General features: G+C 70.7%; 14 protein-coding genes. All 14 read right to left on the minus strand.

What is annotated here, in order from left to right:
• Nucleotides 1–4 precede the first annotated feature (4 nt).
• On the minus strand, nt 5–295 hold the full coding sequence (locus tag D7V80_RS10400) for a LysM peptidoglycan-binding domain-containing protein (RefSeq protein ID WP_014394730.1): 291 nt from the start codon (nt 293–295) through the stop codon (nt 5–7).
• Nucleotides 295–942, minus strand: a complete 648-nt coding sequence (locus D7V80_RS10405) for a hypothetical protein (RefSeq protein ID WP_014394729.1) — start codon at nt 940–942, stop codon at nt 295–297. The genes D7V80_RS10400 and D7V80_RS10405 overlap by 1 nt, the downstream gene beginning before the upstream one ends.
• Nucleotides 936–1,208: a hypothetical protein gene (locus tag D7V80_RS10410; RefSeq protein ID WP_120588000.1), complete on the minus strand. Its 273-nt coding sequence runs from the start codon at nt 1,206–1,208 to the stop codon at nt 936–938. The genes D7V80_RS10405 and D7V80_RS10410 overlap by 7 nt, the downstream gene beginning before the upstream one ends.
• Entirely contained in the window at nt 1,202–2,524 is a 1,323-nt protein-coding gene (locus tag D7V80_RS10415; protein ID WP_120588001.1) for an ATP-binding protein, read from the minus strand. The genes D7V80_RS10410 and D7V80_RS10415 overlap by 7 nt, the downstream gene beginning before the upstream one ends.
• Nucleotides 2,521–3,555, minus strand: coding sequence for a DUF4255 domain-containing protein (locus tag D7V80_RS43620; RefSeq protein ID WP_120588002.1), 1,035 nt, complete (start codon nt 3,553–3,555; stop codon nt 2,521–2,523). Before D7V80_RS43620 ends, D7V80_RS10415 begins: the two co-directional genes overlap by 4 nt.
• Before the next feature lies 1 nt (nt 3,556).
• Entirely contained in the window at nt 3,557–4,042 is a 486-nt protein-coding gene (locus D7V80_RS41330) for a hypothetical protein (RefSeq protein ID WP_147447034.1), read from the minus strand.
• A gap of 595 nt (nt 4,043–4,637) precedes the next feature.
• A complete protein-coding gene (locus tag D7V80_RS10425; RefSeq protein ID WP_120588003.1) occupies nt 4,638–5,438 on the minus strand; it encodes a hypothetical protein in 801 nt (266 codons plus the stop codon).
• Nucleotides 5,438–5,947 (minus strand): phage tail protein, encoded by a 510-nt coding sequence (locus D7V80_RS10430; RefSeq protein WP_120588004.1) that lies wholly within the window; start codon nt 5,945–5,947, stop codon nt 5,438–5,440. Before D7V80_RS10430 ends, D7V80_RS10425 begins: the two co-directional genes overlap by 1 nt.
• 24 nt (nt 5,948–5,971) lie before the next feature.
• Nucleotides 5,972–7,939 carry a phage tail sheath C-terminal domain-containing protein gene (locus D7V80_RS10435; protein ID WP_120588005.1) on the minus strand — a complete coding sequence of 656 codons (1,968 nt, stop codon included), beginning with the start codon at nt 7,937–7,939 and terminating at the stop codon, nt 5,972–5,974.
• 311 nt (nt 7,940–8,250) lie between these two features.
• A complete protein-coding gene (locus D7V80_RS10440) occupies nt 8,251–9,213 on the minus strand; it encodes a hypothetical protein (protein WP_120588006.1) in 963 nt (320 codons plus the stop codon).
• Nucleotides 9,214–9,221: 8 nt separating this feature from the next.
• Nucleotides 9,222–14,309, minus strand: a complete 5,088-nt coding sequence (locus D7V80_RS10445) for a DUF4157 domain-containing protein (RefSeq protein WP_158616588.1) — start codon at nt 14,307–14,309, stop codon at nt 9,222–9,224.
• Nucleotides 14,310–15,071: 762 nt separating this feature from the next.
• The gene (locus tag D7V80_RS10450) at nt 15,072–16,679 is read right to left on the minus strand and encodes a GMC oxidoreductase (protein ID WP_120588008.1); all 1,608 of its coding nucleotides are present in this window, start codon (nt 16,677–16,679) and stop codon (nt 15,072–15,074) included.
• 28 nt (nt 16,680–16,707) lie between these two features.
• Nucleotides 16,708–19,857, minus strand: a complete 3,150-nt coding sequence (locus D7V80_RS10455) for a type I polyketide synthase (protein ID WP_120588009.1) — start codon at nt 19,855–19,857, stop codon at nt 16,708–16,710.
• A gap of 30 nt (nt 19,858–19,887) precedes the next feature.
• Nucleotides 19,888–24,399 (minus strand): type I polyketide synthase, encoded by a 4,512-nt coding sequence (locus tag D7V80_RS10460; protein ID WP_120588010.1) that lies wholly within the window; start codon nt 24,397–24,399, stop codon nt 19,888–19,890.
• Nucleotides 24,400–24,404 lie beyond the last annotated feature (5 nt).

Raw genomic sequence — 24,404 nt, forward strand, 5'->3', positions numbered from 1 at the left:
GGCGCTATTCCGTGGCCCGGGGGATGAGGATGACCTGGCCCACGAAGCCGTCGAGCGTCAGGTCGCCGCCGAAGAGGAAGCCCGGGTTGGCGTCCAGGATGCGCCACCACAGCCTCGCGTCGTTGTAGTAGTGGCGCGCCAGCAGATCCAGGCGCTCACCGGAGCGGACCACGTGCTCCAACACGCCGGTGGCCGGGCCGATGGCGCGAGGCCTCACGCCGCGGAACACCTCCCCCAACACCGGGTCCTCGTCGAAGGCACGGGCCTTCGCATACCGCGAGTCACGCGGGAACATCACAGCACCCCCTTGAGCAGGTCCGCGGTGAGCCGGCCGCTGTTGACCGCCGCGCCCACGAGCTGACGGGCCTTCTCCCGCAGGTAGAACGGGTTGTTGCCCTCGATGACCTGCAACGTGAGCGACACCGTCGCCCGGTAGGCCACCAGCGAGGGCAGGAAGTTCGTCTCCTCCACCCGGACGGACGTCAGGAACACGGGCAGCACCTGTCCACCCCAGACGAACAGCAGCACCGACGCGAACTGCTCGCGCTGGAAGGCCCGCTCCGACCCGAGCCCCAGGCTGGCCAGCAGCTGGAGCCCTCCCGGCCCCTGCGACTTCGGCTCGACCAGCGTGCGCAGCGTGTCCAGCTCCGGCTGGATGCCCAGCGTGGCGGCCACCGCGTCGCCTTCGTGCATGCGGTCGGTGGCGTCCAGGAGGATCTCCAGCGTGAACGACTCCGGCTCGACCGACACGCCCTGTGCCACGCGGGGCGTCTCCGTGGGCAGCGCGAAGTCGTAGGCCCCGCGCAGCCCTGGCGTCCCCGGCGTGCGCAAGGTGAGCGTGCGCGTGCGCGAAAGCGTGCGCGGATTGAAGTCGAACACCAGCGCCAGGGGAGGCACGGACAGGCCGTACTCCACCAGCGCGCCCCTGCTCACCCTCACCATCCGCGGCCTCCTTCCTCTTCGGCCCGGCCAGTCTCCACCGCGCCCCTGACATGGGTGACGAGCGCGTGGGCGATGCGCGAGGCCACCTCCCCATCCGGCAGCGACAGGTCCACGTGCAGCGACAGGTGCGCGGAAGGCACGTGGTGCGTCCCCTCATCCACCACGTGCACGCGGGACAGCTCGCGCGCGACGAGCCGGACGAGCGTGTCCGCGCGGCGCTCGAAGCCCGCTGGCAGCCGCAGGTGCAACGCGTCGATGGTCAGCATGGCCCGAGCTCCTTTGGCAGGTGCTTGCGCAAGGGCCCCAGCTCCGAGGCGGACACGTCGCGCCCCTCCTTGCCCAGCTCGCGCCACACCGCGAGCGCGAGCTCCCGCATGCCGATGGGGGTCCCCGCGCCCGCGGCGAGATAGGCCGCGTGCAGCGCGGCGTTGCGGATGCCGCCACCGGACAGGCTCACCGCCGAACCCAGCACCTCCGGGTCCACCTCCGGCGACAGCGGCGCGCGCGGCGGCAAGAGCCCCCGCCACAACCGCGCCTGCGCGCGGGCGTCCGGCCGGGGGAACTCCACCACCACCTGGAAGCGGCGGGCGAACGCCGGGTCCAGGTTGCCCTTGAGGTTGGTGGTGAGGATGCACGGCCCCGTGTGTTGCTCGATTCGCGCCAGCAGGTGGCTCACCTCCTGGTTGGCGTACCGGTCGCGGGCCTCGCGCACCTCGCCACGGCGGCCGAAGAGGCTGTCCGCCTCGTCGAAGAGGAGGATGACGTCGCGCCCGTGGGCCGCGTCGAAGAGCTTGCTGACGTTCTTCTCCGTCTCGCCGATGTACTTGCTGACGAGCGCGCCCAGGTCCACGCGGTGCAGCTCCCAGCCCATCGTCGTGGCGAGCACCGAGGCGGCGAACGTCTTCCCCGTCCCGGACGGGCCGGAGAACAGCGCCACGGGACCCCCCATCGCGCGGCCGCCCCACTGCTCCACCACCGTCTCGCGGTGCTGGAGCCACAGCAGGAACTCCCGCAGGAGCGCCAGCTTCGCCTCCGGCAGCACCAGCTCCTCCCAGCGCGCCGTGCCCGGCACCCGCAACGCGCCCGGGAGCGACAGGGGCGGCTCCGGGGCTCCGAGCAGGCGCGGCGTGAGCCCCCGGCTCGGCCGGATGGGCGAGTACGGGCCTCCCTCGTCGCGCTCCAGCAACCCCAGGCGCCGCAGGGGCGCGTCCTCGGACAACACCGACGACAACCTCGCGCCGTCCGCGGGCTGCAATGCGAGCAGCTCCTGGATGAGCGCCGCCGTGGGGTACACCGGCTGCGCCGCGCCGGGCTGGAGCTGCTGGAAGAGCCAGCCGACGCGAGGCTCCATCTCGGGCGCCACCGCGCAGGCCAGCACGTCGTACTCGACGGGAGCGAGCGGGCTCGCGCGGAGCCGGCGCCACGCCGAGCCATCCTCCCGGGCCCCCCGCACCCGCGCCTGGGCCTCGCGCAGCCGCTCCAGCACCGCGTCCTCCAACGACGCGCCCTGCCGCAGCCGCGACAGGCACTGCCCCAGCAACTCCACCCGCTCCACCTCCGCCCGCAGGGGGTCCGTGCTCATGCGCCACCTCCATGCAGGGTGACGAAGACGGGGTTGCCCCGCGCCTCGAGCTCCACGCCCTCCGGCCCGTCCGCGGCGCGCCGGTAGCGGCGCACGGCGTAGAGCACGGCCTGTCCCGCATGGTCCGAGAAGGGCAGCGGCACCGGCACACGCGACGTGGCGGGCGGCTGCTCCGGGTCCACCTCCAGCACGGCCGGCGTCATGTCGACCGCCGTGTCCACCGTGCGCCACCCCAGGGCCTGGTCCCAGACGTCCCACCGGAAGTGCACGCTCGCCCCGGCCGCTCCGGCCACCACGACCTCTGGCGTGAAGCCCGCCAGCTCCGGGCTGCCCACCTCGAACACGAGGCTCTGCGTGCAGGTCCCCGCGCGCACGAAGCCAACCTGCGGCGCCCAGTCCTCCAACCGGGGGTCCACCTTCAGCCGCGCCAGGGGCGGCGTCCAGGCCGGCACCGCCGGCACCGGCCCGCGTTGGGTCCCCGGCTGCACGTGTGACCCCACGGACACCACGCGAGGCGCCTCGCGCGTGCGCGTGCGCGGCACCACCGGCACGAGCGCCACCTCGTAGGCCACGGACGGCCGGTAGACGACGTCCTTCTGCGTGGACCAGAGGCGGTTGATGTCATCCAGGCTCAGCGGCTGGAAGATGAGCTGCAGGCGGACCAACTCGCCGGAGGCGTCCAGCGCGTCCATGACGGGCTTCTCGTGGAAGAAGCGGATGACCTCGCCCAGCAGGCGCAGGTCGTTCTCCCCCGCGCTCACCGTGTCCTCCGCGGCGGCGAACGCCGTCACCAGGCAGTGCACGCGCAGGAACCAGGACTGACCGGGCAGCACGTCCGCGCCCATGGGCGGTGGCTCGAAGCGGTGGAAGAACAGGTTGACCCGGTGGTCCGTGTCACCTGTGGCGGGCGCGGCGGCGGCGGGCGTGCCAATGGGCACGCGGACCGTCTGCCCCTGCAGGCGGAAGCTCTCTCGAACGAAGTCCGCCAGCGAGCGGCAGGCCACGGAGACCGAGGATTCAGGCAGGGCCATCTCAGGCGTTCCGGAGGTAGTGACGGTTGAGCAAGTCCGAGCCCTGGCCCGGAATCGCGGAGGAAGACGCGGGCGCGGGCGCCGGCGCGGTGATGACCACGTGCACCTCGCCGATGTGCACACGGGGCTCCTGGAGCTCGCGCCGCGGCGGCAACGTTGGAGCGGCCCCTCGCGCGGACTCCCCTGGCGGCAACGTTGGAGCGGCCCCTCGCGCGGACTCCCCTGGCGGCGGAGCCTGTCGCGCGACGTCCCGGGGAATCGCCCGCGCCTCCCGCTCGGCGGCGGGCGCGCCCGGCACCGGGTGCTGGGCACGAGAGGGAGTCTCGGACGCGGCGGACTCGGACGCGGCGGACTCGGACGCGGCGGACTCGGACGAAGCGGACCCGGGCACGGCCCGCCCCTTCGGCGCTGGCGCTTCTTGAACGGAGGCCCCCGGTGCCTCCGGCCCCGAGGACCGGCTGGACGCGGCCTCCTGGGACGCGGGCATCAATGGCCTCCGAGCCTCCGAAATACGCGGAGGCACGGACGGCGCGAAGGCGGGAGGGGTGGCGGACCCCTGTGGCTTTCTCCTGAGCAGACCCGTTGCAGCCAGAGGCGGAACGGAGGAGCGCTCGGTGTCCTGGGACCTGCCTTCTTCCAACTTCGCTCCACGGGGAAGCGACGTCAGTCCGGGCACGCCTTCGGACACCTCGAACCCACCCGCCCCACGTGACTTCACGAAGGTCGGTTCGGGTAGAGAATCAAGGCTGTCGGGGTCCTCGCCGGTCTCCCGGTCCGGTTCCCCACCAGCCTCCACTGGAACTCGGACGGCACCTGCCAGGATGCCGCCCTGCCCCTGAGGGACCACTGCGCTAGCCACCTTTTCCAGACCTCGACTTCCGTTTCCGGAGTCAGGCCTGGCCTCCCAGTCATGGTCCGCGGACCGGGGGGCGGGCTCGCCGCCCCGCGCCGGTGGTGCTTCCCCGACGACCTCGGACACAGGTGTGTCCTCCCGCTCTTCCAGCGGTGCCTCGGGCACCCGGTGCGGGAGCGCATCGGCAAGGATGTCAGCCAGAAACCCCATCGCGGACTCCAAAGTCGTTTCACGTCGTCACACCCGCGCCCCGTTCCACGAGACGCAGGTACCGCCGCCGCCGGTGCCTCGGGAGCGCGAGGATGTCCCGCTCGCTCCAGTGGTACGTCGACGCCAGCGTGTGGACCTCCTCCAGCAACGCCTCCGGGTCCATGGACAGGCACCCATACGGGTCCACCTCCACCTCCCGCACGTCCCCGCATGCAGCACAGGGCGCCTGGACCCGCGTCACCACCGCTGGAGACACCGCCTCCAATGCCTCGTCGATGCGCTGCACGTCCGCGGCATCCAGCCGCGTCACGTCCCACGTGGAGGCGTCCAACGGCTCCGCGCAGCGCGCCAGCAGCGCGTGCGCGTCCATCCGCCCTTCCTCCACGACGGCCTCCTGGTCCGCGCCCGCGGGCACGCGGACCCGGACCCGCCCCTGCCCCGTCTCCACCTGCGCGAAGGGGAAGCCCTCCCCCGCCTGCTTCACCGGCAGGCGCGACACCGGCAGCTCGAAGTCGAACCGCTCGCCGCACGCGCCGCACACCACCGTGTGCCACGACCGCTCCAGGCCGAGCAGCCGCTCCAGTCCCCGCATCAGGAACTGTCGATCCGCGACACACAGCTCGCCCGCGAGCACCCCGTCCACCGGAGCACCGCCCACGTGCTCCAGCGCCGCCGCCAACACCCGAGAAACCTTGCGCGGCAGCGACCCGCGCCCCCGCGCCAGCTCCGCGAGCTCCAGTTCGAGGACTCCGTCCGGTTCGCGGAAGGAGAACTGTCGCCGGAGCGCGCCGGCGCGGAGGAGTCCACCTGGCAGCAGCATCAGGTCTCCGCGGGCTCGGGCACGCTCGTGTCACGCTGCCAGCCCTCGTGCTGGAGCGTGAGCGTCTGGATGCCCACCGTGTTCATCGCCTGCGAGTCCAGGTCCGGCAGCGCCTGGTACTCCGACACCCAGGCCCGGAGGATCTTGTAGGAGATGGCCACCTGCCCCTGCAGGTTGAGGACGTTGATCACCAGGTCCTTGCGGAAGTTCTTCAAGGACATCGCCGCGTCACCCTCGACGTTGTTCACCAGGGCGGCCCAGGCCTCGAACACGGGGTCATGCGTCAGCCCCTGCTCCAGGGTGATGGGGTCGTAGCTGGTGCCTCCCGGCAGGATGCGCTCGTGCGACGGGTCTCCCCCCGTGCGCCACTTGATGGCCTCCGTCTTCTTCTTCAGGGCGCCCATCTTCTTGAGCCCGGCCACCGGACGGCCGTCGATGAGCAGTTGGAACTTGAAGGTCCGGTACGGATCGTGTCGGTGCGTGTTCACCGTGAACATCGGTGCGGCCATGTCTCATCACCTCGGTCGGTGGACCTACTGCTGGAGCTTCTGCTGGATGCGGACGATGACGAACTCAGCGGCCTTGAGCGGCGCGAACCCGACGACGACGATGACCTGCCCCCGGTCGATGTCCCCCTGGGTCATGGTGTCGCCCAGACCGCAGCGGACGAAGTACGCGTCGGAGGCCTTCTCACCCTGGAAGGCACCGGCCCGGAACAGGCCGTCCATGAACGAGCCGATGTTGGTGCGCAGCGCCGCGTGCAACCGGTGGTCATTGGGCTCGAACACCGCCCACTGGATGCCGTTGTAGACGCTCTGCTCGATGAGGATGGCCGTGCGGCGCACGGACACGTAGCGCCACTCCGGGTCCGCCTTGGTGGCCAGCGTGCGCGCTCCCCAGATGACCGAGCCGAAGTTCGGCAGCGCGCGCAGCGCGTTGACGCCCAGCGGGTTGAGCTGATCCTGCACGCCGTCATCCACCCCGAACTCCAGGCCCGCCACGCCCGTCAGCCCCGTCTCCACGCCCGCGGGCGCCTTCCACACGCCCCGGCGCGCGTCGACGCGCGACCACATGCCCGCCGCGAACGCCGAGGGCGCCACCTTCACCGTGGGGCTCTTCGTGCCCGGCGCCTCCGCCTTGTAGAAGGGGTTGGCCACCTTCACCCAGGGGTAGTAGGCGACGGCATAGGTGGACGTCGGCAGCTTGAGCTGGTCCACGCGCGAGGCCGACGTCAGCTCGAAGCCAGGCTCCGGGTCGACGATGAGCACCCGGTTGCGCATCTCCTCGCAGTGCGCGAGCGCCGCGGCGACGGCGCCGTTGCCCGCGCCAGTGCTCGGCAGCGCGTTGCCCGGCAGCACCACCGTGGTGATGTCGCGGATCTTCCTCAGCGCGCCACCGAAGACGGCCTGGAAGTCCTCCGGGCGGGGCGCGTTGGCCGCCCCGCCAGTGAGCTTCGCCGTCGAGCTGGCCTCCACCGACGCGGGCGTCAGCATCACCGCGCCGTGTGCCGCGGTGGGGTTGGAGGCCGGGTCCAGCCTCATCACCTTCGCGAGCGTGGGGCCCGAGCCCGTGTCGTAGACCTCCACGGAGGCATACGACGACTTCGGCGACGAGAGCACGAACTGGCGCGTGGCCGTTTCGTAGGTGCAGGTGAAGTCCTTGAAGGGCGCGTCCGTGCCGGAGATGCCCCGCACCGCCAGCTGGATGGCGGCGGCCACCTTCGCCGCGTCCGCGTCCGCGTCCGTCCCCCCGAGCGCCAGGGGCGTCTTGAGGACGGTGAAGTTGCGCGTGCCCAGCGCGTCCAGGTTGATGCTGAACGACAGCTCCTCCGGGAGGCCGAAGGTGGTGAAGTAGTTGGCGGGAACCGCCGTCGCGTGGAGCGCCGCGCCCGTCAGCTTGCCGAAGTCGGCCAGGTCCTTCACGGAGGCGTTGGCGAACTCGAGCCGCACCGGCGAGGAGTCGCCGTTGACCACCGACAGCGCGTAGCTCGGTGAGCGCTCGTTCATGGACAGGTTCGGGAAGGACAGGTCCGCCTTGAAGCGTTGCAGCCCGTCCACCAGCTCCATGTGGCCCACTTCGAGCGTGAAGGTCGGCGCCGCAGTGGAGGCCGAGCGCACCACGCGATGGTGGAGGCCGTTGCCCCAGGCTCCGGGGCTGGTGGCGCTCAACTTGAGCACCGGGTCCGGCGACACATCCGCGTTGTTCAGCGTCGCGGTGGCCGCCACGGCCCCCGTGGGGTCCGCCACGCGGGCGATATACGCGTCCTTGCCGCCATTCTGGTAGTAGGCCAGCACCGCGAAACCCATCACATCCTGCTCACTGCTGATGGCCCCGAAGGTGCGCTCGTACTCCTCCAGACTGTGCACCAGCACCGGAGTGCCCAGAGGCCCCCGCGTCGCCGCGCCCACGAAGGCAGCCAGCGACGTGGCGACTCCTTCAATAGGCTTTGCACCGCTCGGAATCTCCTCCAGGTAGACACCTGGATGCAGATAGGTCGCCATGCCACCTCTCCTTGAAATGAATATCAGACGCCCGACCCATCAGGTCATGACGCAATCCAAGCCATACAGCCACCGGCCATCATCAAGACAATTCTGTCCCACGATCAGACACGGCGGCGCGACTGGCGCCGGGTCCGTGTCCCTGTGTCGATGAGGCTTATATCCAGGGGGTCTGACATCTATTTATCATTTCCCCCGCCAATCCATCAACTATACGCGCCAGCCTTTATGCCTTGGTTTTATCGCGGCGTTTTTTCAAGCCTCATCGGGTCTGTCTTTCGACCTGGCCCATGGCTTGAATCAAGCCGGGGTCATCTGGGGATTTCGTGCCACCCGCCTGAGCCACGACCGAACACCAGCCCGGGCCCCTCCCCCAGGAAGAAGACGGCGCGGCCGAGCGCGTTGAAGAAATCCATGCCGGTCGCGCCCACGCCCGAGGACTCCAGGTCCCCCTGGTTCGCCTCGACCCACCGGAAGGGCGAGCCGCCCGACACCAACTCAATGGCCGAGACGGGACATGCGAGGGCCTTGGAGATGGCGACGACGCGTGCTTCGTCGAAAACGCCCGGGTGGCGCAGCTCGACGAAGGAATTCTTCGTGTTCGGTGTCCGTCTCGCGCGCCACCGTCCACCCGGAGCGAGCCGTCCGGCCACGGCGCTCCAGTCCGACGCCTCGACCTTCGACAACACCAGGAGGCTCTCGGTTGGCAGGGTCTCCAGCACATAGTCCGTGACGGGAGGCGCCACCTCCCAGTGTCCCTCTTCGAGGACTTCTCCCCAGCGTAAGTGGGAGGACACGGAGTTGCAGAAGTTACCGAAGCGCTCCTCGTACACGCTTTCCAGGGAGGCGCCACCGAGGAGCAGGTGGGGCGGAGGAGCGCCCAGCGCGATGCGCGGGATGCCGACGTCCTCAAGGGACACCTCCATCGTGCGCCCGGAGAAGAAGCTGGCGAGCCCCCGGCGAGACAGGGAGTCATACAGGTCCATGCCCACCACCACGCCATCCACCACCGAGGACAGCGCCCGGAAGAAGTCGAGGTCCCAGCTCTCGGCGGGTCCGTCCTGGAGGGTCAACGCCGTGCCGCCTACCGCGGTGGCGCGGATCACCCGCCAGGAAAACCGCCAGGGGCCGCTCGAGGGGGAAGGCCCGGTCCCGTGGCGCCACTGCCGTGAGTGGATGGCCCTGCCAGTCTTCGCCAGGGCCTCCGCGAGCCGGTCCGCGGCCTCGGCGGTCCCCACGCCCGGCGCAAAAGCTTTGATGAAGAGTCCCGCCATCACTTCTCCTAGAAGGTGTGCGTAATCTTGAAGACGTACGTTCCGTTCACGTACTCGACCCGCATCACCCCATTGGAACATTGGATTTCGATGAGCTTGATGATCTGATTCTCGAAGACGTCCCCCACCTGCCGGGGCGGCCCACCACCATCCGAGCTCAAGGGGCCGCCCCAGCCGGCCTGAACGGCCTCCATGCTCTTGCCATCCGGCTTGATGTAGACCTCCACATCGTTGAATCCGGCATTGCGCGCCTTTTCCAGGGCGGCCATGGCCGCGCTTCGCGCGGAGGCATCGGGGGCGTCGGGGGCAGCGGAGGTCGGTTTGATATACTTGAGCTGTATGGCGCGTGGCGGTGAGCCGATGGTGCCGTCGATGCCCGGATATGACACCCCTGCGGCGTTGTTGTCGAAGAGGACGACCGTCTCCTTGGAGCGATTCTGGATTTCGGAGGCTTGCTGGATCTCGTGCTCTCCCATCCTGGCCTCCGCAGTCCCCGAAATAATTCGGACGCCCTTATCAGTAGTGCGTACATGCGGCAGGTCGGGACGGAGAGGATCTCCCAACAAGTTGGCGACATGGCGGTGGGCCTGATCCCACTCGGCCACCCTGTTCGCTGCGGGAGCGATGGCGGCCCTCACGTCGGGTTCCTTCATTCCCTTCCCTCTACTGGTGTCCAGGGCCTTCTCGAGATCGATGCCGCGGCTCACCTGAATATCCGCCCAGAGGTCGAACGCCGCCACGCTGTCTCCCGAGAACCACTCACGCGCGGCCTTCTCGCGGTCCCCAATCTGCCTGCGGGCCTTTCCGCCGCCAGCCGTCACGGCGGTCGTGAACGGTGCCGTGCTCCCCGAGGCCGGCGGAACCAGGGTCACGAGATCCGCGGGCGACAACGACGCCTTTCTCACGGCCTCGGAGAGTTCGCCCAGGCGCTGCTTCAGCAACTGGGGCGTCGTGCCAGGTGTCGCGGACTCCTGGACCCAGGCCTCGATCCCCGTCATCCGGCCCTGGTGCTGGAGGAGCGCCGCCTGGTCGATGAGCTTCGTGGCGATCGTCAGATCCTGCTCAATGAGCACGGTCCGGAAGGTCGCCAGCTCCGCCTTCACCGTGGAGAGCGCGATCTCGGTCGCCGGATGGTAATTCGCGGCCACATAGCCACGCCCGGCCTCCAGTGAGTCGACGAGTCGCTCGTAGTGTTCGAGCTGGATCTCCAGCTCCGCGATGTCCCGCTGGACGGACTCCTTCTCACGGGCCAGCGCCGAGCCCTCCTTGTCTCCGACCTTCTGGATGCGTTCGTCGATGCCCGCGTGGAGGGACTCCAGCTCGCTGATGATGCGGTTCAGCTTGCGCACCTCCAGCCGGGACTCGAAGCCGAGCGTGCCGTAGGCGGGGATGACGTCGCCGGCGATGCGCGTGACGGCCTGGACGAGCCGGCTCAGCAGCCGACGGATGTGGCCGATGGGCCCCTCGTAGCGGCGCAGGAGCCGCGCCGTCTCCACGTGCGTGCGGATCTGGTGAGGCCCCGCCTCGGGTCCCACTTCGATCTGGACCCGGCCCTTCCGGTAGCGCACCCGCGTGGAGCGCCCCTTCAACTCCGGGGGCCCCACCTCCACCACGGCCACCTTGCCCTGGAGGTCGCCCAGCTCGAGCTCCAGCGCCGTGACGCGTTCGCTCTTCGCGGGCGGACGCGCCGTCGGCCCCGCGGCATCCACGGGCAGCGGCCCCTCGTCGCCGGGCACACGGGCCTCAGGTGCCTCACGTGAGACCGGCTCCAGGACCTCGTCCGGCGTGGAGACCCGAGGCTCCCCCTCCGCAGGTCGCGTGGAGAGGCCGTCCTCGGAGTCCGCGGCATGAGGCGAGCCGCCCGCGTCGGGCGGGTGGAGCATCTGCACCGCCGAGCCCGCCGTCATCAACCCCGAACGGACCGCGCCGAGGATGGCCTCCGCCCGCCGCGCCGCCAGCTGGCCCGGACTGAGCTGCCCCTTCAACTTCTCCAGCTCCGCCAACTCCATCTCGAGTTGGTACGGAATGACGATGACCGTCGAGCCGAGCTGGGTGACGCCGTAGATGTGGAGGATTCCCTGCAGCCGCTCCACGCGCTTCGCCCAGCGGGGCGCGTTGCGCAGTGCCGACAGCGCGGGAGCCGCCACCGCCGCCACGCCGCCGACGATGGCCGAGACGTCCATGATGGTCTGGAAGTCCCACTGGAGCGCGCCCGCCGAGTGCCGCCGGGACAGGCTGTCCACCGCGACGACGGCCCCCGCCAGGCCACCGGCCAGTCCGACCGCCAGGCCCGCGGGGCCGGTGAGGAACAGGCCCGCGATCTCCGCCACGGTGGCCAGGTCCGTCAGGCGCTGCATCACCCGGCCGCGCGTGCCCGGGGCGCTGCGCATGCGAGGCTCCAGCCCCAAGGGGCCGCCCGCCGCGTCCTCCAGCGCCTCCGGCAACCGGAGGGCCAGCGTGCCGCGCCCGTAGCCGTTGTTCTCCCGGAAGTCGACGAACGCCTTGCGCACCGCCTCCGCATGGCCCTTGGTCCCCGCCTGACCGCTGCGCCCCTCGAAGAGGTAGCGGTCCTTCGGAGAGGGCGCCGTGACGTCCGCCAGCAGGTAGTGACGCGCGCCCTCGCGCGAGCCCTCCGCCTCGCCCAGCATCATGACGAGCTCGTGGACCTGACCGTTCTCCTCGGAGACCAGCGTCACGGCCGGCCGGAAGTTGGCCCCCGGGATGCGCGCGCCCACCTTGCCGATGAGCTGGAGCCGCTGGCCCAGCTGCTCCTTCTGCTGGGCGAGCTGCTGCTGGTACTCCTCCAGCGGGATGCCCTGCAGCTCCAGCTGCGCGTCCAGCAGTCGCGACGCCGGTGTCCGCGAGTCCCTGGCGACGCTCCCCTTGCGATCCGCGGCGAGCTGGTTCGCCACCGCGATGCGCTCCTCGACCGCCGTGCGCGCATCGCCGCCCAGCTCCGCCACGCTGGCGGTCTCCACCCGTCGCAGGGCCGCGATCTGGGCGTCGAGCCCGTCGCGCTCCTCCCCCGTGGCCTGGTCGCGCAGCGCCTCCAGTCGCCGGAGCTTCGCGAGGTTCTGGTCGTTCACCTGCGTCGCGCGCCGGTTCACGTCCATCACCTTGACGACGACCGCGTCCACGCTGGAGGCGCGACGGACGGGCGAGTCGTCGTCGAACTGGGGCGAAGCGACGCAGCGGACGAGGAACTCGCCCTCGTGGTCCCACCCCACGCCCTGCTCGCTCCGAGGCGTGGTCACCAGGTCGATGTAGCTGCTGATGCTCGCCTTCCCGAAGCGCACCACGTTGCTCAGCCCCACCACCCCCAACCACGCGGAGCGCGCGGGCCAGGTGGCCACCACGGACAGCGCCGAACCGGACGTGGCGTCGTCCACGTCCGCCGCCGTGTCCTCCGCGATGTCCTCCATCTTCCGCTCGAAGTCGCGAGCGATGCCATCCCTGCGCGAGAGCTGGTTGTCGGAGCTCAGGGCCGCGTTGCGCATGTCGCCCCGGCTCTCGGGCTGCATGTCCGTGACGTCGAAGATGTCCCAGAAGTACGTGATGGGCTGCATCCGCGCGCCCACCTGGTCCAGGGTCGTCGAGCCCGCGGACGTGTAATCCAGCATCATCTCGAAGCGGCTGCTCGAGCCGGTGACGGTGATCTCCGGGCCGTGATTGGCGATCTTCGCGGGGTACGGCAGCGTGTTGGCGACATTCCGGGCGTCCGCCAGCCGAGGCACGTCCGCGGGCAATGCGCCCCCCACGAACTGGCCGTCCTTGCCCGTGAATCCCGTCTGCTTCGCCCCCTTCGCGACCTTCGTGCTGTTGGCCGCGTCGCGGGACTCGCGCAGCTCCTCGGTGGCCTCTTCCACGCGCGACTGGAGCGCCTCCTCCGTCTCGCCGTCCGACAGGGGCAGGACCTTGCAGACCCCGTCCGCCCAGACGTTGACGAAGGGGCCACGCTCGTCGGACCACACCACCAGCCGATCCGGAACGCCCTTCCCCTCTCCGCCAGGAGTGGAAGTCCCCCCGTCCCCCTCCTTCGCGGCGACGCTCCGGGCGATGCGCTCACGAACCTTCGCGACGAGCCGCTCGGCGTTCGCGGCATCCCCCGCGCTGGAGTCGTCCTCGGGCTTCGTCTCGGGAATGCCCACCAGCGCCACCAACGACCCCACCGAGGCGACCTCCGCCTGGAAGCGCTTCGCCTCCGCCGGTTGGAGCCAGTTGAGCAGGAGGCCCGTCTTGGCATTCTCGAAGGACCATGGCGCCCACCAACGCTCGTGCTTCTGCTCGACCAGGCGCACCAGCTCCGACTCCATGGCCAGGTAGTACCCCGTCGCCCAGATGACCGCGTCCGGTCGCATGGCGAACGTGCCCTTGCGCTTCCCGTTCGCATCGAACCAGAGGACGTTCTGTCCGGAGACAATGAGGTGCGTCAGGTCCGCCACGAGATGGCGCTGCATCGGGTCCAGCGCATTGGCGACGGCCTCCCGCCCCTCCAGCACCATCTGCCGGTTCGTGCGCGCCGTGGGCCGCACGGGCACGACGTCCGCTTCCGGCCCGGCGTCCAGGTTCATGCTCACGTCGCGCATCACCGCGCCGGCGCTGGGCGTGAGCCGGGGAACCGGCAGGCCGTTCACCGCGAGCGAGGCAGCCCGCTCCGCCTCCACCTCGGCTGGGTGCGAGGGCGTGGACACGGACTCTGGAAAAGCCGCCAGCCCGCTCACGCCCGCCGAGCGCTGTTGCACCACATGCGCCAATTCATGCGCGATGAGGCGCTCTCCCGAGGGGACACCGGGGCGGTAGTTCCCCTCGCCGAAGACGATGTCCGTCCCCACCGTGAAGGCCCGTGCCTGGAGCGCCCGCGCCGCGGCCCCCGCCTCGGGCGAGGTGTGCACGCGCACGTCGCCAAAGCCCGTGCCGAAGGCGGACTCCATCGAGTGGCGCGTGGCGGGCGCCAGGGTCTGCCCGGGGGCGAGGATGTCCCGCACCTTCGCCCGCTCGGCCTCCAGGTCCTGCCGCGCATCGAAGCGAGGGCCCGCGGACGACGGGGACCGGGCATGCACCGCTTCTCGAGTGGTCTGCGCCTTCACGCCTGACATGAAGCAACATCCCCCTGACATTCGCGTGCTTCACTCGAGTCAATGTCTCCACGGTGCTGCTTCCCGGCGGAAACGCAACCACTGTACCGCACCGGACTGTCGAGACTCCAGGTTGGCCGCAATCAGACAACCGGCTGCGACTGTATGGGTAGGCGCACACCGGGATGACGCCCTCCCGGAAAGAACCGACACGTCAAAGCGAATGCAGGGAGTCAATCCCTCACCCGGGAATCCAACCGGGTGGGTGATATGCAAAGGCGAAACCCGGACGCGAGCCCAGGCCCTGCAAGCCAATGGGACTCAGGGCGCTTCGCTGTCCGGCGGCACCTGGAGCGCCAGTGCCTGGCAGTTCGCGGGCATCAAGCCCTTCGCCATGACACTCTGGCGATACTGGCTGCGCAGCTTCAAGCTTCGACTTTCCGAATCCCCCGGCTCCTGCCTGGGCTCATCAGCCGCCTGTTCGACAGTGCGTGGCTCCGTGCCGGACTGACATTGAAACTGGCTTTCAAAAACAGTCTTTGTGACAGGGACCATGTGATTTCGCATCTCGGTACGCCCCGGCGTACCTTGAAGCGTTCGGCACAATCTCCATCCGGCACTCCACCGGCGTCCCATTCTGGGATGACAAGACTTTTGCCATTCCCGCCCAATGCACGTCGTCATCCACCTGCCGAGCTTCTTCTACGCCACGCTGGCATCCACGGTCGTCGAGCTGCCCTCCCTGGCCAACACCGTGGACAACGGACCGCGGGTCACGCCCGGCTACAGGCGGGCGTGGAGGATGTCCGCGACGCGCAGCGCGTTCGCCGCGATGGTGAGTGACGGATTGATGCCGCCGCTCGACGGGAAGAACGACGCGTCCACGACGTAGAGGTTGTCCACATCGTGGGCGCGGTTGCTCGCGTCGACGACGCTGGACTCCGGCGAGCTCCCCGCGCGGCACGTCCCGCACACGTGGCCCAGGTTGAGGACCACGTCTCGCGGGTTGGAGATGAGCTTCACCTTGAACTTCGGCTTCAGGGCACCGAGGAACTTCTTCCGGGAGCGCTGCACGCGGCGCCGGAGCTCGTCGCGAACACGGTAGTGGTACTGGACGACCCCGTCCGGCGCGCTGCCGGTGACGCGGTTGTCCGCGTACGGCAGGTCCTCCAACACCGAGGCGAAGACGACGCGCGAGCTGTAGAGCCTCGCGCCGATGCCCGCCACCAGGGGAAACAGCGGGCTCATCATGCGCAGCCAGATGGGCAGCGCCTGCTTCTTCCCACTGAGGAAGCTCAGCACCTTCTCCCGGTCGATGGTGAAGGGGTGCGCGTGGAAGTTGCCCAGCTTCTCGCCATCCCGCTGGTAGAAGTCGTTGAGCGACACCCCGTGCGCCATCTCCATCGAGGCCGGTGCCTTGCGGGCCGTCACCAGGTAGTGGTCCGAGCAGTGGAGCATCAGGTGGCGTCCCACCTGGTCGTGGTTGTTCGCCAGCCCCCGCGGATACCGCGAGGAGACGGAGCGCTGGAGGATGACGGGCGTCATGAAGGCGCCAGCGGCCATCACGAAGATGCGCCCTGAGACCTTGAAGGGTTCGCCACCCGGCCCCTGCCGGCACACGGCGGCCCGCACCACGCCGCCCTCCTCTTCCAGCGACAGGACCTCACAGTGGTCCAGGACTCGCGCCTGGAAGTCGCGCAGCGCCGGGCGCAGGCAGATGCGGCCCGCGTCGTTTCGGCACTCCTTCGGGCAGAGCGCGCCCACGCAGGTGTCACAGCCCTGGACCTGCTCGCAGGCGTAGTGGATGCGGTACGGGTTGAGCCCCAGCGACTGGAACCCCTCCAGCAGCGCCTGCTCCTTGCCCACGACGGGGGGAGGTTCGAGCAACCGGAAGGCCACCTGGGGACGCATCGGGTCGCCCGAGCCACGAATGCGGAACAGCGCCTCAGCGCGCTCGTAGTACGGCGCCAGGGTCTCGTAGGCGAACGGCCACGCTTCAGGAAGGCTGGAGTCGGTGGCCTCCGGGTGGCCCCGGCGAGGCGTGAAGTCCTCCGGGAAGAACCGGTCCATCACCATGCCGAAGCGCGAGGAGGAGCCTCCCCCGCCACACCCCAGGGGATGGAGGAAGTCCTTCGGCGCCTGGTCGTCCAGGGCCTGCCGGAGCGGATGGGGCCACTGGCCGAAGAGCATCCGCCGGTCCTCCACGGACATCAGGGCCGCGTCGGTGCCGGGCCCCGGTGAGGGTGCCCGCATCGGGGCCCGGGCAGGCCCTCGCTCCAGGAAGAGGACGGAGCGGCCCTGCCGGGCCAGCGCATGGCCCAACGTCGCGCCCCCCATCCCCGTGCCGACAATCACCACGTCCCAGCCATCACGCGCCACGTCTCTGTCCATCTTCCGGGTCCTCTCGCGCTGGCGCGGCCTACAGGTCCGAATCGTCCGTCGCGCGGCGGCGCGAGCGTTGTTGCTCCAACGTCTGCTTCCTGCGGGACTGGAGGGACTCCGCGTCCGGGTCGGGCGTGGCGGCCTTCGGGGCGGCCTCTGGCGGCTGAAGCAGCGCGGCGAGTGCCCGCACCGTCACCCCTTCGTACAGACTGGTGGCCGGCACCTCCATGCCCAGGCGTGTCTTGAGCCTGTCGCCCATCTGCACCGCGATGAGCGAGTCCCCGCCCAGCTCGAAGAAGTTGTCCTGGACACCGATGGGAGACACTCCCAGCGACTCCTGCCACAGCGTCACCAGCGCGCGCTCCAGGGCCGTCCCGGCCGCAACATACGGCGTGCGCAGCTCCGGACGCGGATGGTACGTGCGCGGCGCTTCCGGCTCGGGGGCGCGTGCCTGGGCCGCGGACGGAGCCTCGGCCTGACTCGCGGCGGGCGGCGTGGGCCGCACTCCCTCCAGGGCCGGCTCCACCCAGAAACGCCGCCGCTCGAACGGATGGGTGGGCAGGGGAACGCGGCGCCGCGCCTCGCCATGGAATCCCTTCCAGTCCACGGAGACACCCGCCCGCCACAACGCGCCCAACGTCTCATAGGCCCGGGGTGCCTGCCCTTCCGCCGCCTGCGCCTCCCTGGGCGAGGGCAGCGAAGCCAGCACCCACCGCGACGGAGCACAGGACGGGTGGCGCTTCGCGAGACCGCCCAGCACCCGCCCCGGTCCCACCTCCAGCAACACGCGCTTGTCGTCCGCGAGCAGCGTCTGGACGCCCTCGGAGAAACGGACGGTGCCGCGCAGATGCTCGGCCCAATAGCGAGGGCTCGTCGCATGCTCGGGGGTAATCCACGTCCCGGTGACGTTGGACACAAAAGGCAGCTTCGGCGCGCGCAGGGGCGCGGTGGCCACCCGGGCGGCGAAGGCGTCGAGGATGGGCGCCATCATCGGTGAGTGGAACGCGTGCGACGTGTCCAGCAGCGTGCCCTTCACCCCCGCGTCCGCCAAGGACCGCTGCACCCGCGCCACGGCCTCCGGGGTTCCGGACAGCACGCACTGCGAGGGCGCGTTGAGGGCCGCCAGCGTCAGCTCTGGCCCCAGGTAGGGCTGCACCTCGTCCTCGGAGAGCGGCACCGCCAGCATCGCGCCCGCGGGCAGGCCCTGCATCAGCTTCCCACGCGCCGCCACGACCTGGAGCGCGTGCTCCAAGGTGAAGACGTCCGCGAGGCACGCGGCCACCAGCTCACCAATGCTGTGTCCCAGCATCGCCTCCGGCCTCACGCCCCAGGACATCCACAGGCGCGCGAGCGCGTACTCGATGACGAAGAGGGCGGGCTGCGTGAGCTCTGTCCGCGCGAGCTGCCGCGCCGCACCCTCCGCCTCGCCGGGACGCGAATACAGGACCGGACGCAGGTCCATCCCCAAGGCGGGCTTCAGCAGCTCGGCGCAGCGGTCCACCTCCGCGCGGAAGACAGGCTCCGCGTCGTACAGGTCACGCGCCATGTCGGCGTGCTGCGTGCCCTGGCCCGGAAACAGGAACGCCACCGGGCGGTCCACGGCATCCTCGGCGCCCGGCGCGTCGCCGCCTCTCGCCAGCGCGGCCCTCGCCTCCTCCATATCGCGGGCCAGGACGACACGCCGATGCGCGAAGCGCTGGCGCCCCGTTTGAAGCGTCCACGCCACGTCGGCCAGCGGCTGCTCCCCGGACAGGGACTCCAGGTGTCCCATGAGCCTGAGCGAAGCCTGCTCCAGCGCTCCCGGCGTCCTGGCCGACAAGGTCAACAGCTGCCACGGCCTGCGAGGCCTGGCGCTGGACGGCAGCCGGGGTGCCTCTTCGAGGACGACATGGGCATTGGTGCCGCCCACGCCGAACGAGCTGACCCCCGCGCGCCTCGGCTCGCCATTCGACGGCCAGGGCCGCAGGGCGGCGTTGACGTAGAAGGGACTGCTGTCGAAGTCGATGGCGGGGTTGGGGCTCTCGAAGTGGAGCGTCGGCGGGAGCTGGCCGTGGCGGAGCGCCTGCACCGTCTTGAGCAGGCCGGTGATGCCCGCCGCCGCGTCGAGGTGGCCCACGTTGCCCTTCACCGAACCCAGCGCGCAGAAGCGGCGGCGCTCGCTGGTCGCGCGAAACGCCTGGGTCAGCGCCTGGACCTCGATGGGGTCTCCCAGCGGCGTCGCGGTGCCATGGGCCTCCACGTACGAGATGTCATCCGCGGCGAGGCCGGAGGCGGCCAGGGCCTCGGCGACCACCTGCGACTGTCCCTCGACGCTGGGCGCGGTGTAGCCCGCCTTCAGCGCGCCGTCGTTGTTGATGGCGGAGCCCTTGATGACCGCGTGGATGGTGTCGCCATCCCGAACCGCGTTGCGCAGCTTCTTGAGCACCACCACGCCCGCGCCGCTGCCAAACAGCGTGCCCTGGGCCCGCGCGTCGAAGGGCCGGCAGTGCCCGTCGGGCGAGGCCATTCCCCCTTCCACGTACCGGTAGCCCTGGAACATCCCCACGTTGACGGAGACGCCGCCGGCCACCGCCGCGTCACACTCGCCGTTGAGCAGGCTCTGGCAGGCCTGGTGGACCGCCACCAGAGAGGTGGAGCAGGCACTCTGGACGGTGTGGCTGGCGCCCTTGAGGTTGAGCTTGTACGACACCCGCGTGGTGAGGAAGTCCCCGCCGTTGCCGATGTTCACCTGCACCGGCTCGACGGACTCCATGACACGCGGATTCCGGGCCAGGTTCATCAGCAGGTACGTGTTCAACGTCGCGCCGCCGTAGACGGAGACCGCGCCAGGGTACTCGCGCGCCGCATACCCCGCGTGCTCCAACGCTTCCCAGCAGACCTCCAGGAAGACCCGGTGCTGCGGGTCGGTGAGCTCCGCCTCGCGCGGCGGCATGTCGAAGAAGGCCGCGTCGAACTGCTCCGGCTCGGAGAGGATGGCCGCCGCCCGCACGTAGGCCGGGTCCTTCAGGCGGGCCTCGGGGACTCCCGCGGCGCGGCACTCCTCCTCGGTGAGGAAGCGGATGGACTCCACGCCATCCCGCACGTTCTCCCAGAAGCGCTCCACGTCGGGTGCGCCTGGAAAACGCCCCGCCATTCCGATGATGGCGATGTCGGCGTCGTCCAGCTCCAGCGGCGTCTGCGTCTCCACGGCACAACTCCTCGTCTGGATGTCGTCGTCTCAGTCCCGCCGGCTGCGGCGTTCCCGGCGCTGGGCGCCGCGGCTCTGGCTCGCATCCAGGACAGGTGCCTCCGCCGCCGCGCTCCCCAGCCTCTTCGCCAGCAGGGCCACGGTGGGCGCCTCGAACACGGAGGTCAGCGGCACGTCACGGCCCAGCTCCCGCTTCAGCCGTCCCACGATCTTCAGCCACAGGAGCGAGTTGCCCCCAAGGTCGAAGAAGTTGTCGTGCACACCAAGCTGCTCCAGGCCCAGCATCTCCTGCCACACCTGGGTGAGCGTGCGCTCCGCGTCGTTGGCGGGGGGAACGTAGTCGGTGCCCAGCGCGGGCCGCGCATGGAGCGCCCCGCCTCCCGCCGCCGTCTCCACCACCCGCCCGCGGCGCAGCCACTGCGCCAGCCGCGCGTCCAGCCCGCCGGTGGACACCACCACCTGTCCGCTCAGCGGCGCCTCCACCACCCGGCGGAAGGCCTCCACGGCTTCTTCCGGGCTCATGGCGAACTGGTCGATGCTCGTGTGAACCGTCCGCGCGCCCTCCTCCGCCACGGGCCACCCGTCCCAGTTGGTGCTCAGCCAGCGCGCCCCGTCCCGCGCGCGGGAAGCCGCGAAGGCATCCAGGTACGCGTTGGCCGCGCCGTACGCCGCCAGTCCCAGGCCGCCCAGCACCGCGGCGTTGGACGACACCAGCATCACGAAGTCCAGCGTGCGGCCCGCGAGCACCCGGTCCAGCACGCGCGTGCCCTGCGCCTTCGCCCGGAAGTGCGCCGCACAGGACGCCGCGTCCAACCCCGAGAGCAGTCCCACGGCCCGGTCTCCCGCGAGCCCCGCGGCGTGGATGACGCCCGTCAACGGTCCGAAGCGCGCCTCCGCCTCCGCCACGACCTCGCGCATCCGCGACTCGTCCGCGACGTCGGCGCTCATCACCAGGACCTGCCCGCCCGCCGCCTCCAGCGCCTGGACCGCGCGCTGACGGCGCCCCGTGTCCCCCGTCAGGCCCGTGCGTCCCACCAGCACCAGCTTCGCCTGGCAGCGCCGCGCCAGGGACTCCGCGAGCAACAGGCCCACGCCGCCCAGGCCACCCGTGATGAGGTACACGCCGCCTGGCTTCAGCGGCGTCCCCGTCGGGGTGTCCGCCTCCAGGCGCAAGGGCGCGTGCTGCTGGACGTGCCGGTGCCGGCCGCGCCACGCCACCACCGGGTCCGTTGCCCCCGAGGTCACCTCGCGCAGCAGCGCCTCCACGGCTCCCGGACCGCGCGCATCGACATAGCGGCACGTCAAGGACGGCTGCTCCTGGGGGATGACCTTGCACAGCGCCGGGAGGGTGGCGCGCTCCGGCGCCACCGTGTCCGCGCTCTCCACCTCCAGCGCCTCACGTCCCACGACGGTCAGGTCCACCTCGGCGTCCGGAGAGACCTCCGTGAGCGCCTGGACACAGCGCAGGACGCTGAAGAAGCCCTGCTCCTGCGCTTCATCGAAGCCAGGGGGCGCGTCCAGGCTCCACAGGTGCACCACCTGCGCCAGCGGCTGGGGCGCTTCCTTCAGCGCTCGCAACACCGCGACGAGGTCCTCGCGCACGCGCGGGTCCACCGCATAGCGATGCGTGTCCAGCCGCGAGAAGCCCGGGCCCACCTCCACGGTGGAGACCTCATGCCCCTGCCGCCGCAGCTGCCCGGCCAGGGCCTGCCCCACACCGCCGCTGTCGACAAAGAGCAGCCAGCCCTTGGGCGTCACGGGCTCGGCCCGGGACAACGGCAGCGGCGCGGCCTGCCAGGCAGGCAGGTAGTACCACCCGGCGAGGTCCGCGCTCTTGCGGGCCACGCCCCGCTGACGCACGGACGCGGCCTCGGGCGCGAGCCAGTAGTCCTGGCCCTCGAAGGGATAGGTGGGCAGCGGCACGCGCAGCCGCCGTGCCCCGTGGTGCACCGCCGCCCAGTCCACCTCGACGCCCGCCGTCCACAACCGCCCCAGCGACAGGGCCAGGAAGGCATCGTCGGTCATCGGGTCCTGGGGATGGCGCAGCGAGGACAACACCACCGCGGGCGTGGCCCCCGCGGCGCGCAGCCGGACCAGCGTGCTCAGCGTCCGGCCCGGTCCTGCTTCCAGGAACACGCGGCCCGGCTGCTCGCGCAGCACGTCCACGCCCTCGCTGAAGCGCACCGTCTGCCGCAGGTGCCGGGTCCAGTACACCGGGTCCACCGCCTCTTCGGGTGTGATCCAGGTCCCGGTGACGTTGGAGACGAAGGGCAGGGAGGGAGCGTTGCGCGTGAGCCCCGCGACGAAGGCCTGGAAGCGCCCCAGCAGCGGCTCCACCAGGTGCGAGTGCGCCGCCACGTCGATCTGGATGTGACGAAACTCCACCTCGCGGCGCGTGAGCTCCGCGGCGAGCGCCTCGATGGCGGCCACCGTCCCCGCCACCGCGCACTGCGCGGGGCCATTCACCGCGGCGATGGAGAGCTGGTCCCCCAGCAGCGGCAGGACGTCGGACTCGGGCAGCGGGACGCTCAGCATGCCGCCCCCGGGCAGCTCCTCGAACAGCTGGCCGCGCTTCACCACCAGCGCCAGCGCGTCCTCCAGCGAGAAGACGCCCGCGAGGCACGCGGCGGCGTACTCGCCCAGGCTGTGTCCGATGAGGGCCTCCGGCTTCACGCCCCAGGACTCCCAGAGGCGCGCGGTGGCGTACTCCACCGTGAACAGCGCGGGCAGCGCCACCGACGTCCGCTTGATGCGCTGCTGGGCCGCGGCCAGCTCCGCCGCGCCAGGGTGGATGACGGTGCGCAGGTCGAAGCCCAACCTGGGCCGGAGCAGCTCGCAGCAGCGGTCCACCGCCTCGCGATACACGGGCTCGGACGCGTACAGGCCACGCCCCATGTCGGCGTACTGCGCGCCGCCGCCGGGGAACATGAACACCACCGAGGGCCGCGTGGCGCCCGGTGACAGCGAGAAGGTGCGCTGCGGGTCACGAGACTCCAGCACCTGGAGCGCATCCTCCCGGTCCTGGCACACCAGGACGCGCCGGTGCTCCAGGGGCTTGCGCCCCACCTGGAGCGTCCAGGCCACGTCCGCCAGCGCCTGCTCGGGGTGGGACTGGAGGTGGGCCAGCAGCGAGGCCGTCCTCGCCTCCAGCGCGGAGGGCGTCTTCGCGGACAACGGCAGCACCAGCCAGGGCCGCGCCTCGTCCCCCGGAGCGGTGGCCGGAGCCTCCTCCAGGATGACATGCGCGTTGGTGCCGCCGATGCCGAACGAGCTCACGCCGGCCCGCCGTGGCGTGGCGCTGGAGGTCCACGGCTTCAGCGCTGCATTGACGTAGAAGGGGCTGTTCGCGAAGTCGATGCGCGGATTGGGCGACTCGAAGTGCAGGCTGGGCGGCAGCTCCTGGTGCTCCAGCGCCAGCGTGGTCTTGATGAGCCCCGTCACGCCCGCCGCCGCGTCGAGGTGGCCCACGTTCGTCTTCACCGACCCCAGGCCACAGAAGCCCTTCGCGTCCGTGCCCGCGCGGAAGGCCCGGGTCAGCGCCTCCACTTCCACCGGGTCGCCCAACTGCGTGGCGGTGCCATGCGTCTCCACGTAGGAGATGGACTCCGGTGACACCTCGGCAATGGCCTGGGCACGGGTGATGACCTCCGTCTGCCCTTCCACGCCGGGCGCGGTGAAGCCCACCTTCGTGGAGCCATCGTTGTTGATGGCCGAACCCCGGATGACGGCGTGGAGGGTGTCGCCATCCGCCAGCGCGTCCTCCAGCCGCTTGAGCACCACCACGCCCGCGCCACTGCCGAACAGCGTGCCCTGCCCCTTCGCGTCGAACGCGCGGCAGTGCCCATCCGGCGAGGTGATGCCACCCTCCTGGTGCACATAGCCCGCGCGCTGCGGCATGTGCACGGACACACCGCCCGCCAGCGCCACGTCGCACTGGTAGCCGAGCAGCGCCTGGCAGGCCAGGTGGGTGGCCACGAGCGACGTGGAGCATCCCGTCTGCACCGTGAGGGCGGGCCCCTTCAGGTCCAGGTGGTATGCCACCCGGGTGGCCAGGAAGTCCTTGTCGTTGGCCACCATGGCCGGGAACGTGTCCTCGGCCTGCTGGAACTCGGCGCGCGACAGCAGGTTGAACAGCAGGTAGCTGCTCAGGCTGGAGCCCGCGTACACGGCCGTCGCGCCAGGAATGCGGCCCGGGGCGTAGCCCGCGTGCTCCAACGCCGTCAGGGCACACTCCAGGAAGACGCGGTGCTGGGGGTCCAGCACCTCGGCCTCCCTGGGCGCGTACCCGAAGAAGGCCGCGTCGAAGCGGCCCGGCCGCGCCAGCACGGGGGCGGAGCGGACGAACTGGGGATGCGCCAGCGTCTCCGGCGGGACACCGAGCGCCCGCAGCTCGGCCTCCGAGAAGTGGCTGATGGACTCGATGCCCGCGCGCAGGTTGCGCCAGAAGGTCTCGATGTCCTCCGCGCCCGGCACGCGCACGGCCATGCCCACGATGGCGACGGCGAGGCTCGCATCTCCCTGGTACTCGGTGCTCTGGCTCATGATGT

It is taken from the genome of Corallococcus sp. CA054B (genome assembly GCF_003611625.1).
In the GTDB taxonomy this organism is placed as follows: domain Bacteria; phylum Myxococcota; class Myxococcia; order Myxococcales; family Myxococcaceae; genus Corallococcus; species Corallococcus coralloides.

Bases quoted from the DNA above. Each gene is read 5' to 3' on its own strand.
- D7V80_RS10400 (WP_014394730.1), bottom strand. From the start codon at position 295: ATGTTCCCGCGTGACTCGCGGTATGCGAAGGCCCGTGCCTTCGACGAG.
- D7V80_RS10445 (WP_158616588.1), bottom strand. From the start codon at position 14,309: ATGTCAGGCGTGAAGGCGCAGACCACTCGAGAAGCGGTGCATGCCCGG.
- D7V80_RS43620 (WP_120588002.1), bottom strand. From the start codon at position 3,555: ATGGCCCTGCCTGAATCCTCGGTCTCCGTGGCCTGCCGCTCGCTGGCG.
- D7V80_RS41330 (WP_147447034.1), bottom strand. From the start codon at position 4,042: ATGCCCGCGTCCCAGGAGGCCGCGTCCAGCCGGTCCTCGGGGCCGGAG.
- D7V80_RS10405 (WP_014394729.1), bottom strand. From the start codon at position 942: ATGGTGAGGGTGAGCAGGGGCGCGCTGGTGGAGTACGGCCTGTCCGTG.
- D7V80_RS10450 (WP_120588008.1), bottom strand. From the start codon at position 16,679: ATGGACAGAGACGTGGCGCGTGATGGCTGGGACGTGGTGATTGTCGGC.
- D7V80_RS10460 (WP_120588010.1), bottom strand. From the start codon at position 24,399: ATGAGCCAGAGCACCGAGTACCAGGGAGATGCGAGCCTCGCCGTCGCC.
- D7V80_RS10440 (WP_120588006.1), bottom strand. From the start codon at position 9,213: ATGGCGGGACTCTTCATCAAAGCTTTTGCGCCGGGCGTGGGGACCGCC.
- D7V80_RS10435 (WP_120588005.1), bottom strand. From the start codon at position 7,939: ATGGCGACCTATCTGCATCCAGGTGTCTACCTGGAGGAGATTCCGAGC.
- D7V80_RS10430 (WP_120588004.1), bottom strand. From the start codon at position 5,947: ATGGCCGCACCGATGTTCACGGTGAACACGCACCGACACGATCCGTAC.
- D7V80_RS10425 (WP_120588003.1), bottom strand. From the start codon at position 5,438: ATGCTGCTGCCAGGTGGACTCCTCCGCGCCGGCGCGCTCCGGCGACAG.
- D7V80_RS10410 (WP_120588000.1), bottom strand. From the start codon at position 1,208: ATGCTGACCATCGACGCGTTGCACCTGCGGCTGCCAGCGGGCTTCGAG.
- D7V80_RS10415 (WP_120588001.1), bottom strand. From the start codon at position 2,524: ATGAGCACGGACCCCCTGCGGGCGGAGGTGGAGCGGGTGGAGTTGCTG.